15 protein-coding genes are annotated in these 12,834 nt (G+C 35.8%); 4 read left to right on the top strand and 11 right to left on the bottom strand.

The genetic code is table 11. The features are described from left to right. Nucleotides 1-108: 108 nt before the first annotated feature. From RT261_RS21185 to RT261_RS19105, 4 genes are read left to right on the top strand one after another with little or no spacing between them, the layout of a single operon-like run. Nucleotides 109-213 carry a VOC family protein gene (locus RT261_RS21185; protein WP_313134720.1) on the top strand — a complete coding sequence of 35 codons (105 nt, stop codon included), beginning with the start codon at nt 109-111 and terminating at the stop codon, nt 211-213. 39 nt (nt 214-252) lie between these two features. Then, on the top strand, nt 253-381 hold the full coding sequence (locus RT261_RS19115; RefSeq protein WP_313134719.1) for a hypothetical protein: 129 nt from the start codon (nt 253-255) through the stop codon (nt 379-381). A gap of 57 nt (nt 382-438) precedes the next feature. Beyond that, on the top strand, nt 439-573 hold the full coding sequence (locus RT261_RS19110; RefSeq protein WP_313134718.1) for a hypothetical protein: 135 nt from the start codon (nt 439-441) through the stop codon (nt 571-573). Next, entirely contained in the window at nt 557-832 is a 276-nt protein-coding gene (locus RT261_RS19105) for a hypothetical protein (protein WP_313134717.1), read from the top strand. Before RT261_RS19110 ends, RT261_RS19105 begins: the two co-directional genes overlap by 17 nt. Before the next feature lie 216 nt (nt 833-1,048). On the opposite strand, the gene RT261_RS19100 is transcribed toward RT261_RS19105, so the two are convergent. The 11 genes from RT261_RS19100 to RT261_RS19050 all read right to left on the bottom strand — a co-directional run bounded on the left by RT261_RS19100 (nt 1,049) and on the right by RT261_RS19050 (nt 12,816). Further along, complete coding sequence (locus RT261_RS19100; protein WP_313134716.1) at nt 1,049-1,810, bottom strand: HpcH/HpaI aldolase family protein; 762 nt, start codon at nt 1,808-1,810, stop codon at nt 1,049-1,051. 171 nt (nt 1,811-1,981) lie between these two features. Beyond that, complete coding sequence (locus tag RT261_RS19095; RefSeq protein WP_313134715.1) at nt 1,982-2,701, bottom strand: CoA-transferase subunit beta; 720 nt, start codon at nt 2,699-2,701, stop codon at nt 1,982-1,984. 13 nt (nt 2,702-2,714) lie between these two features. Next, a complete protein-coding gene (locus RT261_RS19090) occupies nt 2,715-3,503 on the bottom strand; it encodes a CoA transferase subunit A (RefSeq protein ID WP_313134714.1) in 789 nt (262 codons plus the stop codon). Nucleotides 3,504-3,519: 16 nt separating this feature from the next. Beyond that, complete coding sequence (locus RT261_RS19085; RefSeq protein ID WP_313134713.1) at nt 3,520-4,860, bottom strand: CoA-disulfide reductase; 1,341 nt, start codon at nt 4,858-4,860, stop codon at nt 3,520-3,522. 107 nt (nt 4,861-4,967) lie between these two features. Next, nucleotides 4,968-5,975, bottom strand: a complete 1,008-nt coding sequence (gene dmpG / locus RT261_RS19080; protein ID WP_313134712.1) for a 4-hydroxy-2-oxovalerate aldolase — start codon at nt 5,973-5,975, stop codon at nt 4,968-4,970. Nucleotide 5,976: 1 nt separating this feature from the next. After that, entirely contained in the window at nt 5,977-6,858 is an 882-nt protein-coding gene (locus RT261_RS19075; protein ID WP_313134711.1) for an acetaldehyde dehydrogenase (acetylating), read from the bottom strand. Between the two features lie 104 nt (nt 6,859-6,962). Continuing rightward, the gene (locus tag RT261_RS19070; RefSeq protein ID WP_313134710.1) at nt 6,963-7,712 is read right to left on the bottom strand and encodes an IclR family transcriptional regulator; all 750 of its coding nucleotides are present in this window, start codon (nt 7,710-7,712) and stop codon (nt 6,963-6,965) included. A 104-nt stretch (nt 7,713-7,816) separates the two neighbouring features. After that, entirely contained in the window at nt 7,817-9,475 is a 1,659-nt protein-coding gene (ilvD, locus tag RT261_RS19065; protein ID WP_313134709.1) for a dihydroxy-acid dehydratase, read from the bottom strand. A 139-nt stretch (nt 9,476-9,614) separates the two neighbouring features. Next, nucleotides 9,615-10,958: a GntP family permease gene (locus RT261_RS19060; RefSeq protein WP_313134708.1), complete on the bottom strand. Its 1,344-nt coding sequence runs from the start codon at nt 10,956-10,958 to the stop codon at nt 9,615-9,617. 346 nt (nt 10,959-11,304) lie between these two features. After that, nucleotides 11,305-12,036 carry a FadR/GntR family transcriptional regulator gene (locus tag RT261_RS19055; RefSeq protein WP_313134707.1) on the bottom strand — a complete coding sequence of 244 codons (732 nt, stop codon included), beginning with the start codon at nt 12,034-12,036 and terminating at the stop codon, nt 11,305-11,307. Between the two features lie 300 nt (nt 12,037-12,336). Further along, nucleotides 12,337-12,816, bottom strand: coding sequence for a flagellar export chaperone FliS (locus RT261_RS19050; protein ID WP_313134706.1), 480 nt, complete (start codon nt 12,814-12,816; stop codon nt 12,337-12,339). Nucleotides 12,817-12,834: the final 18 nt, after the last annotated feature.

Below are 12,834 nucleotides of genomic sequence, written 5' to 3'. Positions count from 1 at the left end.
TTCTGAGTTCTCTACAACTCCCCAGGCAAAGCGTCCTACTACGATAAATTTTTATTAATCTCATAGATAAAACTGTAAATATTGAACATTTGTTTGGGTGATGGTATAATGCACTTAGGCTCCATTTATTTGATTGTGAGAGATTTTGATAAATCAATTCGATTTTATGAAAAATTATTAGGAATATCCGTAAGTTCTCAAAATATGCAGTGATTTGCTCAATTTGAATTTGATGGGAAGAATATTTCTATTATGAATGGTTATTTTGACTCTATGAATCCAGAATTTACAATACATAAAGGGGAATACATAGAAGAATTCGATAATTTGGTTGCTATAGCGGAGGCTGAGAATACACATAAGTTTGTACTTAATTTCTAGACTAATAACTTGGAGGAAGAGAGAGAAAGAATAGAAAAATTAGATATTAGCAATAGATTGTCCAAAATCAAATATGTAAATAATGCAAGACCATATTATTACTTTCAATTAACAGACCCGGATGGAAATGTTATCGAAATCAGCGGTCAATATTTGCCTAAAAAAGGAGAGTTTAATGAATCGTATAATTGAAGCTGTTAAGCAGGACATTGATGTTTCTAACGAAAAAAATCCAATTGGAGCACATATGAAGACAGGTGATATACGAAAAATATCTTCTAAAATGTTTCGAACACTTTCTGATAAGAATATAGATAATATTCTGCCGTTATGTGAATCTTTACTGGAAGAGCACAATTGGGAAATGAAAGTTATTGCTTTTGATTGGGCCAACACTTATGGGTATTACTTTAAGAAAATCAATGATTCTTTGTACTACGGAAATAGTTGAAATATTAAAAACTTATGATGTTTGGCCAGATGGAACCCAGTGGATTCACAATTTTTAAATATACTTTAAGTGATATTTGTAGTTAGCTTCATATAATTGACATTTTGGCATTTATTTTATATAAAAAAACCTCCCAGTGTTAGTCTGGAAACAAATCACTAGGAGGTGCGAATATATCTAAGAATTATTGATATATTATACTTTTTAGGTTTCTTTCTATTTTTTCATTTCATCTACTATCGTTTTAAATGTGTTTGCAACTACAGTTTCAAACATGCCAATTGTAATATACTGAAATCCCTGCTTAACACGTTGTTTTGCCTGTTCTGTGGTTCCTGCGTATATTCCTGGGATTTTACCGGCTTTTTTTGTTTTTTCAAGTAGTGTATTGGTAATTTCAATCATTTTAGGATGGTCAAACTGTTGTGGAATATTTAATGATTGGGTCATATCAAACGGGCCGAGGAATACCACGTCTATTTCTGGAATAGATAATATTTCATCTAAATTATTATAGCATTCTTCGGTTTCACAGTGGACAACAACTAAAGTCTGTTCATTAGCATTCTCATATGCTTTCAATACATCAATCATTCCAAATTCTATAGCACGAGGAATGGCTCCACCTCTTTTCCCGATTGGATGATATTTAGCTGATGAAATTACATTTTGGGCGTCTTTCTTACAATTAACTTGTGGTACCTGTATTCCATGAGCACCTACGTCGAGTGCTCTAAGTATTTTTGTCTCATTGTTACAGGTGACTCTTGTAATAGGGGTAATACCTCTAAGCTCTGCCGCACGTACTAAATTAGTGGTTGATTCTACGGAGTACGGGCCATGCTCACAGTCCAAAACTACAAAATCCAATCCGCATATCCCCAGAATTTCCACCATTTCCGGACTAGAATATGCCATAAACGTTCCTATTGCAGTTTCCCCATTATAAAGCTTTGATTTTAACTTATTATTAATCATATTTATCTCCATTCTGTCTAAAAACAACAAATTTGGGATTCAGAATAATTTGTTGTATGAAAAATCTTGGATTTTCATACTGGCTCTCATGCAGTACCCCATCTGCTTGCAGGTGAGGTACTCCAGTGCGAATCTTGATTCATTAAGGTGCCTGACTTTACTATTCTCATATTAAAATTCAATATGTCTAATTCCGCTTGGATCTATTGTATTTAACATATCCATTTCTTCCTGTGTTGGCAAAGGCTCCCTTTCAACTGGATTCTTCTTATATCTAATTTCAAATCCTGTCATCTTCTTTACTTCTTCCAGGCTGGTTTCTCCTAATAATTTGTCCAGGTATAAGCCTTCTTCGTCTTTTCCAAAAATACAGAGTGGGGTAAATACTTTATATACATTTCCCTGGGTTGTGACAAAATCAACCTGTTCAACCATTGTTCTTGGATCATGTTTTGTTCTCCATATAAATGCTTTCTTTACGTTAGGAACAAGCACTGCACTCCCTGCTCCTCCTGGAAGCTTTACCTTAGGTGTATCGTATTCGCCTATTACACTGGAGTTTAATCTTCCTTTTCCATCGATTTGAACTCCGCTTAAAAAGGCAACGTCCAGTTCACCTCTTGCTCCCAGGTCAAATATATCAGAAAGATCGAATTTTCCCTCTGTTTGATAAGTTAACTCCGGACCGTCTGTTGATTTTGATAATTTTTCAGGTAGCACATTAACACCACCAGTAATATTTAGGTATGTTAAATTCTCAACATATAGATTTTTTGCCAGCAAAATTGCAACCATTGGAAGCGGAGAGGCAACCCCGTGAAAAACCTTGTCATCGTTCTTTAGTCTTCTTGCAATGGCAACTGCCATCATATCTGAAACATGAAAGTCCATGGTATCCACTCCTTTAATATTTTGCAAGATAAGCATCTAGCTCATCTTTCGATTTTAGCTCTTTGAATTCATCAAGTATTGTCCGATTAATATCATAGACACCGGCACAGGAACCAGGACTTGCTCCATTTGGTAGTTCAACAACTGCCGTTACCATAAAGCCTGGAATCATAGTAAGTGCTCCATTATCCCGTACCTGTTCATTTGTGATGATACGCTCAGCCGTAATGATCACTGATTTTGAAGCTTTTGCAAATAATAAATCTTCATATACCGGACCATAAATTCTGGCATTGCCATATTGATCTGCCTCTTGTACATGAATAACTGCTATATCTGGTCGAATGGCCTTTACTACAGGTACTTCCTCACCGGTAAATGGATCTTTTACCATTTCAAAGTAACTTCTTGAGTGAAGATCACTTCCCGTCAATCCCCGAAATGGCATGAAAGGTATTCCTTGAATGGCGGCTCTTATGGCTGAAATTACCGTATAGCATGCATGCTCATCTGCTCTTACACTACCATTCTCTACAGAACGGCGGTAGTTTCGGCATAATCCATATTCTGTTTCATAGCTTATAAATCCGGCAGCAACACTTTTTACACTTTCACCAAGGCACATAGCATCAACGTCATGTGCTCCAGCTGTTTTTATTACCTCTAAGTTTTTTACCTTACTTTTTATTAATTCATATACAAATTTATGTGGTGCACGATGCAGCACATTACCGCCCAATGCAATAATGTCTCCATCTTTCACCAAAGAAACTGCTTGTTCAAGACTTACTAACTTATTCATTGTAGTTTATCTCCTGTTATTTAATTCTCCCTGCTGCTATCTGTATCGCATCCCATACATAAGCATATGGAGGGGCATACAACAGATCCAAATGTTGAATATCTTCCGCGGTATAGCCGGCATCAATTATAATTGCAAACATATCTGCTCTTAATGCTGCTCCTTTTTTCCCTGCAAGTTGTGCGCCAAGTATTGTTTTCTTCTCTTTTTCATAGATTAATTTGATTGCTATTGGTTCATTACCTGGATAGTAAGGGGCATGCGCTGGTGCCTTTACAAATACGGTTCCGTAGTTCATGTTGTATGCTTTTGCTTCTTCTTCACTAATTCCAGTTCTGCCTACTTCAAGATTGAGTATCTTAATTGCAGCTGTACCAATTCCTCCTGGGAAACTCTTATTGGCACCCATTACATTTTCCCCTATTAACTTACCCTGCTTATTTGCATAAGTTCCTAACGGAATATATTTATTGCTTTTTAGGATTTTATGATATACAACGGCACAGTCACCACCTGCATATATGTCCTTAACACTTGTTTCCATTTTGTCATTGATTACGATAGCACCACGATCCAGCTCAATATCAGTCCCTTCAAGAAACTTTGTATTAGGCCTTACACCAGTTGCTAGTATCAGCGCATCCGCCTCATAAACTCCGCTCGGTGTTTCTACGGATACTACTTTGCCAAGGTTTGTATTTACTTTCACGATTTTCTCTTTCAATCGAACATTGATGTTGTTTTCATACAGCTCCTGTTTAATTAAAGAGCCAATTTCGTCATCCACAGAGGCTAGCAATTTATCCTGCAATTCAATTAGAGTTACTTGTTTTTTTAGATCATGGCAAGCTTCCACCATTTCCAATCCTATATATCCAGCACCTGCAATTACTACATTATGTATGCTGTTATTTAACAGATAACTTTTGATGGCCTGTCCATCTTCTATTGTTTTTACAGTAAAGACATTGTTAAGATTCGGCTCTAATCCCTCAATTGGTGGGATGATGGGACTTGCGCCCGATGAAATAACTAATTTATCGTAATTATCCGTAAATTTTTCGCCTGTTACAAGATTGGAAACTTCTACTTGTTTTAGCTCTGTATTCACACTTACTACTTCATGTAAAAGCTTTACATCAATGTTTTGTTTGTCTCTAAATTCCTGTGGTTTTCGAATGCGTAACAAATCTACATCATCGTTGGCTCCTGATATATAATAAGGCAAACCACATGCTCCATAAGATGTCTCAACGCCTTTTTCATATACTGTTATTATGGCATTTTCATCGCTTCTACGTATCTTTGATGCTGCGGACATCCCCGCAGCAACGCCGCCAATTATAATTACTTTCATTCCATAATCACCCTTTTCTTATTAGATTTTAATTATTAATGAGTGCTTGTTAGATTTCCAATTATTAGTATTAGTTCTTGTTAGATTTCCAATTATTAATAAAGTTCTTATTTCTTTTTGTTAATAAGATCAAGAGCTACATTGATAATCATATCTTCCTGACCTCCAACAACCTTTCTATTACCCAGTTCAACAAAAATATCTCTTGGATCTAGATTATATCTTTTCGCAACATCAAGAGTATGCAGATAGAAGCTGGAGTAAATTCCGGTATAACCAAGAATTAGTGTTTCATTTGTAACTTCAATGGGACGAGGTTTTATTGGAACAATGAATTTTTCCCCAACGTCCATAAGCTTGAACATATCACAACCCGTTTCTACATCCATTTTGTTGAATACAGCTGCTAAAACTTCTGTTGGTGTATTTCCGCACCCTGCTCCAAGGCCTTGAAGTGTACCATCGATAATATCTGCGCCCGCTTCAAATGCTGCAACAGAATTACCTACGCCAAGTGCAAGATTGTTATGGCAGTGAACACCCACCGGAACATTTACAACTGCCTTCACTTTGATTACACGTTCTCTAATATCTTGAGGCGTCATAGCTCCGGAAGAATCGGCAATAAAAATATAATCCACGCCATAACTCTGTGCAATTTCTGCTTGTTTTGCTAAATCCTCCGGGGATATCATATGTGACATCATGAAAAATGCGGCTGCTTCAAGTCCCAACTCTTTTGTTAGCTTAATATGCTGCATTCCCACATCAAGCTCTGTACAGTGTACAGCCACTCTTACAATATCTACACCATATTTCGCTGCCATTTTAAGATCTTCCATTGTTCCAAGTCCCGGAACAAGAAGAACACTCAATTTCGTATTTTTAAGTACTGATTTGGCTGCCTTTAGCAATAAATCATCGGATACTTTACCAAATCCAAACTGTATGGTGGAGCCTCCAAGACCTCCCCCATGTCCTACTTCAACTGCATAAACACCCGCTTCTTCCATTCCTTTGCATACATTTCTTACTGTTTCTTCGTCATACTGGTGGTGTACTGCATGACTACCGTCTCTCAAAGTTGAATCATATAATTTTACTGTCTTATTCATATTATTTATTCTCCTTTAATATTTTTTCAGCAAACATTTCTGCCATTTTTACTGCAGAGGATGTTTCCATATCAAGATTACCGGCATAACTTGGTAAGAAGTCTCCTGCACCGTTAACGGATACTGTTGTTGCAATATAGCCGTTTTCTACCACAGGACTCATAGTAAGTTCGTACCCTGGTACATATTCTTGAATTTCTTTTACTCTTTTTTCTACAGCTGCAACAACTTCTTCTATGTTAAATTCCCCGAAAGGAATAAAAAATAGTGTATTTCTCATTGCAATTTCAGGCACTGCTGGATTGAAAATAGTAAATACCTTTGATTTTTTAGCACCGCCTAGACTTGTAAGTGCTTTTGCTGTTGTACGGCAATATTCGTCTATATTACTTCGAGTGCCAGGTCCTGCACTTTTACTTGCTACTGTTGTTATTACTTCTAAATAATCAATATCAACTAAAGAAGAAACTGCATTTGCAATTGGAGTAGTTGCCTGACCCCCGCAGGTAATAAGATTCACGTTCATTTCATTAATACATTCCTCCATATTTACAAGGGGAGTACAAATTTTACCCACTGCCGCTGGTGTTAGATCAATTGCAATAATACCTAACTCTTTTAATATTGGCGCATGAACTTTTTCATGAACTTTAGCTGTAGTGGCATCAAAAACTATCTTTGCACAGTCAGGGTTGTCCTGTATGTACTTAATACCTTCATGTGATGTCTTAAATCCTAATGCCGCTGCTCTTTTTAATCCTTCCGATTCGGGATCAATGCCAATCATTGCTCCCATTTCTAAACTTTTACTTCTCATAATCTTATACATTAAGTCACTACCTATGTTACCTGGTCCAATAATAGCTACTTTTACTTTATTCACAATTATTACCTCCTAAATTTATTATTACTTTTGTTGTTTTCCCGTATTGCGGAATCCTTTTCCGCCAAAAGGATATAAATGAAAAGATATACCCTCCATATCCTTTATAATTGAAGACTAATCTTTTTGGCGATTATTTTTATCCCATTTTTTAGTTGTTCTAAATTAGAATTTAGCCTGGCGTTAGGCACAGAAATACTGATAGCTGCAACACATTTGTTTTGAGAATCAAAAATCGGAGCACCAACACAAGTTAATCCTATTTCAGACTCTTCATGATCAACTGCACAGCCATCTTCTCTTATTCTTTTTAATTCATTTAGAAATAGATTTTTTTCAGTTATTGTATTTTCAGTAAGCTTTATAAGCTGGTTGTTTTGTAAGAACCCTTCAACCACATTGTCACTTGTATAAGCAAACATGCATTTACCAGCTGATGTGGCATGAGCATAATTTGTCTCTCCCTCTTCCGGAGTCGCGGATAATGCCCTGTTTACACTTATTTTTTGAATACAAAGCACCTTGTCATTATCTAATACAGCCAGATGAGTAACTTCATTGTAGTCATAAGACAATGCTTTCATATGTTCATAGGATATACGTTTCAGTTCATTAATGAAATTAACGTTTAATCCAATTTTGTAATTTTGTATTCCTAGACAATACTTGTTACTGGCCAAATCCTGTCGTAAATATCCACAATGTTCAAGTGTTGATACTATCCTAAAAGTAGTACTGATAGGATAGCTCAACATTTGTGAGATTTCTGTAATGCCTAGTAAGTTGTTACGTCTGTCAAATAGTTCTAGGACTTTAAATCCTTTTATAATTGAATTTATATAATTATCACTCATAATTGTTTTGACTTATAGAATCCTTATGTTTTAAATGAATGGATATTGTATTGATATAGTTTGCTTTCAAGTTAAGTAAAAATAATTATATTTAACTGTAAAAATTAATCTACAGATGCACCATAGCTTGCTGATCGAACTAGTTTAGCATAACGAACTAGATATCCTTCCGTTACCTTTGGAGTTGGAGGAACCCATGATTTCTTTCTCTCCTCTAATTCCTTATTGGATAATTTAGCATTTAGAGTACGATTCATAATATCTATTTCTATTATATCGCCGTCACGTAGAAGGGCGATTTCTCCGCCTTCCGCAGCTTCTGGAGATACATGACCAATGGCTGCACCACGAGTTGCACCGGAGAATCGTCCATCCGTTATCAAAGCCACTGATTTATCAAGTCCCGCACCGCATATTGCTGCTGTTGGAGTTAACATCTCACGCATTCCAGGTCCTCCCTTAGGCCCTTCGTAACGAACAACTACAACATCTCCTTCTTTTATACTTCCATTTAAAATTGCTTCTACTGCATCTTCTTCCAAATCAAATACTCTTGCAGGGCCGCTATGCTTAAACATTTCTGGTAACACAGCTGACTGTTTAACAACAGCACCTTCTTTTGCAATATTTCCATATAAGATAGCAAGGCCGCCTTCCGGATAAACTGCATTCTCCATTTTTCGCACAACAGTTTCATCCAGTATTTCACAATCGGCCACATTTTCTGCCTGTGTTTTACCTGTAACAGTTATTACATTCAAATCTACAAAATCCAATTTTGCAGTTTCCTTTACTATTACTTGTAATCCTCCTGCTCTATACATGTCTTCCATATACATGGTGCCACCAGGTCTCATTTCAATAAGCTTTTTAGAACGTTTTGATAATTCATCAAAATCCTTCAAAGTTAGTTCCACTTTGGCAGCTTTTGCGATTGCCAAAAGATGCAATATAGTATTGGAAGAACCACCTATTGCCATATCCACTGCTATGGCATTCAGGAAAGCCTGACGAGTCATTATATCTCTTGGCTTAATATCATTGTAGAACAGATCCATAATAGTTTCTCCCGTTCTTCTGGCCAACACTTTACGTTTTGCTAAATATGCAGGAATGGTGCTATTAAATGGGAGTGACATACCTAGTGCCTCTGCCATACAGTTCATGGAGTTTGCTGTACCTAAATGCCCACAAGCACCACAACCTGGGGTTGCAGCATCTTCCATTTCATTTAAATCATCCAGTGACATTGCATTGGTGGCTACTTTCCCTGCTGCTTCATATAAAAAGCTGCCATCGATACGTTCCCCTCTAAAAACACCTGCATACATTGGGCCTCCTGCAATAATAATGGATGGAATATTCAATCTGGCTGCTGCAATCAGCATGCCGGGAGTAATCTTGTCACAATTACTAACCATTACCAAAGCATCCAACTGATGTCCTTCTGCCATTGCTTCTATTGAATCTGCAATGATTTCTCTGCTGGCAAGAGGGTATCTCATTCCTGCATGTCCCATTGCAATACCATCACATATTGCAATAACTGGGAACTCCATTCCAACTCCGCCTTTTGAAGCAATACCGAGTTTTACGGCATCACATATATCACGCAGGTGAATATGACCAGGATTTACTTCATTAAATGAATTAACAATACCTATTAACGGCTTCTTTAAATCTTCATCAGATAACCCCGTCGCCTTAAGAAGTGAACGCTGAGTTGCACGGGTTATCCCATCTTTTACTAAGGAACTACGCATATATTTTCTCCTAACCTATATCATAATTTATCTCACCTTAGTATTTTAAATAGTTCTATAAAATACTAAGGTGATTATTGTTAAAACTATTATCATTAACCTGTTTATAAAGAATAATTTTTATTAAGACTATTTAAACTTATAATGGAATCACCAATGCGCCGATAACTGCAAATATCATTGCAAATATAGCCGTAATGGCATTTCCTAATGTATAAGTCTTCAAACCGCCTGTGATTGAAAATCCAGAAAGGTTTGTACTTACCCAGAAACCGCTGTCGTTTACATGTCCGCAGCTTAATGAGCCTGCTAAACATGCAATTGCCATCCAAACTGGATGAATGCCTACCATTGCTGGCACAGAAGACATAATTGTCATTGTTGTAATAGAAGCCACTGTACCAGAACCTAAAGCTATTCTGAAAAGCGCTGCAATAAAGAATGCGATTAAAAGCGCTAGAACCGGAGACGCAGATATTCCTGAAATTGCAGTCGCTATCATATCTGCTATCCCTGTGGCACTTATAATTGCACCAAAGGAACCGCCTGCACCAGTGATTAATAAAACAATTCCGCAGCTTTTTAAAGCTTCCGTAGCTGACGCATCACACTCATCTTTTGTCATAATTCCAGTTGCAATTATATAGGAACTTAAAACACCAATTAAAAGGGCAATGGTTTTGTTACTTAAAAATGTAATAATTAGAGGAACTTCCTCCATTACAGCTCCAAAAATTGTTCCAATTAAAATTAACACAACTGGAAGTAAAACAGGAGTTAAAGCAGCAATAAAGGAGGGAAGCTTTTTATTCTCATCTTCAACACGTTCTTCATAAACTTCTACACCAGATTCATCTTTGTCTTTATTCCACATACCTTTATCTAGTAAAAGGAAATAAATTTTCATTGCTAATATTGCAGCAACAAGCCCAAGTATAGTACCTACGATTACCATAATACCTAAGTCAAAACCTAGTATTTCTGCGGCGGCTAGTGGATTGGGTGTAGGTGGTGCAAGGGTGTGTGCAGCACCAGCTCCAATAATCATAGCTCCGGCTGTATATTGAATTGGCTTTTTAATCTGTCTTGAAACCGCAATTGCTAAAGGAATCAATATAACAAATGTTACATCATAAAATACAGGAATAGACAAAACAAATGCTGTAATACCTAATGCATATAATGCAAATTTTTCTGATGTAGCCTTAATCATCGTATTTGCAATTACTTTAGCTCCACCGGAATCAGACAGCAATTGTCCCAGAATAACCCCAAAACCAACTGATAAACCAAGTCCCGTCATTAAATTTCCAAAGCCAGAATTGATGGTGGAAATCGTAGCATCTGCTCCTAATCCAGAAGCTAACCCCATAAAAATACTACCCAATACAAGTGCAATCGCTGGATTTAATTTCAATTTTAAAATTGTAAATAGAATAAGTGCAATTGAAATTGCCAGCCATAAAAAAATTGTAATATCCATATCCTCTCTCCTATACCATATTATTAACAAAGAGACCTCTGTTTGGATGGTTTATTTCTTTCCAATAGATACTAAAGTAATAACACACCCTTCAACTAACCAGTCATCTGATGTCTGTTGTCATGATATCACATGTCACAAGTGATGTCAATATTATTTCTGAGATTCTACGTAAAATTGACTAGTTTTTTTAACACTTTTGAATACAATTTATGTATTTTTACATTGGACATTAAAGAAGTCCATTTTTTACCTTTATATAGCTATCCGAGGTTCCCATAAACTGTGCTCATATAATATGTAAAAAAGCAAAAAAATAATGAAGAATTCAAATTAAAATTCTTCATTATTTTTCAAATATTTTTTTCTTATTCAAATTATCACTTAATGTACTTTGGCTCCATTTATGCAGATACTCTTTTATTACCCTTCTCATTTTATCTTCATCTCGTTCAATAAGAGCTTCCAGAGTTGCTTTATGATCATTTATAACCTCTAAAGCATATTCACTATTTGCGATGTTCAAGGAAGGCTTGTATAATTCCATAACTGCGTTTCCCACACATACTACAAAGGGATTATGGGTACTTTCAAATAATTTTCTATGAAAATCCAAATCCAAATTTACATTTGGTTTGCCTACAGAAACACTTTCTGTCATTTCTTGCACATTTTGTACTAATCTTTCGATATCTTCATTCGTAGCATTTTTAATAGCTAAAACACTTGCTGAAGTTTCAATCATTTCTCTAAACTCTAACAGTTTACTCTGACTTTCATTATTTTGTAATATGAGTTGAAACACTAAAGGGTTCAGAATATCTTCGCTAATTGAGTCCTTTATTTTACTTCCGTTGCCTTTAATGATTTCTACTACTCCAATGGCCTCAAGCATCTTAACAGCTTCCCTAACGCTTGATTTTCCCACACCTAAGCTTTCTGCCAATTCAGATTCAGCTGGCAAGAAATCTCCTGGTTTTAAATCTCCCCGAATAATAGCATCCTTTATTTTATTAACAACCATTTTTGATAATGATTGTTTCGGAACAGGAGATAACCAATTATAATTATTTCCCATTATTAATTTTCCTTCCATTAGTTTCTATAATATTTTATGATAGTATACCATATATGAATCATTTATTACAAGTCCAAGCAATTTTATGAACCTCTTTTATACTTATACTTTTGAATTATTATACTTGACATAATTGCTTCCTGGAACTTCATAAAGCCAGTTTTTTATTTACTACAAAAAATTGAACTCTGGAAATGCAGCAGCTATCTGCACTTCCAGAGTTTCCAATAAACTTATTTGTTCTAGCAATTCATCACTGCCTTAAGTGGGCAATGTGTTCGTAACATTCGCCTATTTCTATTAAGCCATAAATCCCCTATTTTGTTGCTGAGGATCAATAAATGTTTCGTTAAGTACCCCTTTTCCATATGTTAGTCCGGCATAAACCTGCTGGGTGTTTTGCATAACCGGTCCTGAATTATCTTGCTTTGAAACTTCTTTGAAACTACTGTATAGTTTTTCAAGAATTGCTTCTGCTTCATCTAGTTTTTCAGGTGATTTCTTAAATATTGCTGTTATTATAGCCTTATTAACAAATAGGTACAGGCTCATTAAATCATAGGATAAAATATAATTATAATTTAGAGTTCCCATTAACTCATTTAAGAAACGCTGTCCATGTTTTAATTCTTTTATATAGCCTTCCATATCATTGTTTTTATAGGATAATCTGGCCGCTTTTATATCTTCCAGAATTATTTCATATATAATAACAATCAGCTCTGTTTTTGAGGCTTGGGTTATTTTGGCTGTATATGCTTGTATCAAATCTTTTGTCATGATTTAACCAGCCTTTCT

The sequence above is a fragment of the Anaerocolumna sp. genome, from assembly GCF_032079385.1.
Classification (GTDB): domain Bacteria; phylum Bacillota; class Clostridia; order Lachnospirales; family Lachnospiraceae; genus Anaerocolumna.
Note: the sequence above shows the minus strand (reverse complement) of the source record. Positions and strands in the feature narration are given on the sequence as shown.

Coding starts and splice junctions, on each gene's coding strand:
- RT261_RS21185 (WP_313134720.1), top strand. CDS start 109: ATGCACTTAGGCTCCATTTATTTGATTGTGAGAGATTTTGATAAATCA.
- RT261_RS19115 (WP_313134719.1), top strand. CDS start 253: ATGAATGGTTATTTTGACTCTATGAATCCAGAATTTACAATACATAAA.
- RT261_RS19105 (WP_313134717.1), top strand. CDS start 557: ATGAATCGTATAATTGAAGCTGTTAAGCAGGACATTGATGTTTCTAAC.
- RT261_RS19100 (WP_313134716.1), bottom strand. CDS start 1,810: ATGATTAATAATAAGTTAAAATCAAAGCTTTATAATGGGGAAACTGCA.
- RT261_RS19095 (WP_313134715.1), bottom strand. CDS start 2,701: ATGGACTTTCATGTTTCAGATATGATGGCAGTTGCCATTGCAAGAAGA.
- RT261_RS19090 (WP_313134714.1), bottom strand. CDS start 3,503: ATGAATAAGTTAGTAAGTCTTGAACAAGCAGTTTCTTTGGTGAAAGAT.
- RT261_RS19085 (WP_313134713.1), bottom strand. CDS start 4,860: ATGAAAGTAATTATAATTGGCGGCGTTGCTGCGGGGATGTCCGCAGCA.
- dmpG (WP_313134712.1), bottom strand. CDS start 5,975: ATGAATAAGACAGTAAAATTATATGATTCAACTTTGAGAGACGGTAGT.
- RT261_RS19070 (WP_313134710.1), bottom strand. CDS start 7,712: ATGAGTGATAATTATATAAATTCAATTATAAAAGGATTTAAAGTCCTA.
- ilvD (WP_313134709.1), bottom strand. CDS start 9,475: ATGCGTAGTTCCTTAGTAAAAGATGGGATAACCCGTGCAACTCAGCGT.
- RT261_RS19060 (WP_313134708.1), bottom strand. CDS start 10,958: ATGGATATTACAATTTTTTTATGGCTGGCAATTTCAATTGCACTTATT.
- RT261_RS19055 (WP_313134707.1), bottom strand. CDS start 12,036: ATGGGAAATAATTATAATTGGTTATCTCCTGTTCCGAAACAATCATTA.
- RT261_RS19050 (WP_313134706.1), bottom strand. CDS start 12,816: ATGACAAAAGATTTGATACAAGCATATACAGCCAAAATAACCCAAGCC.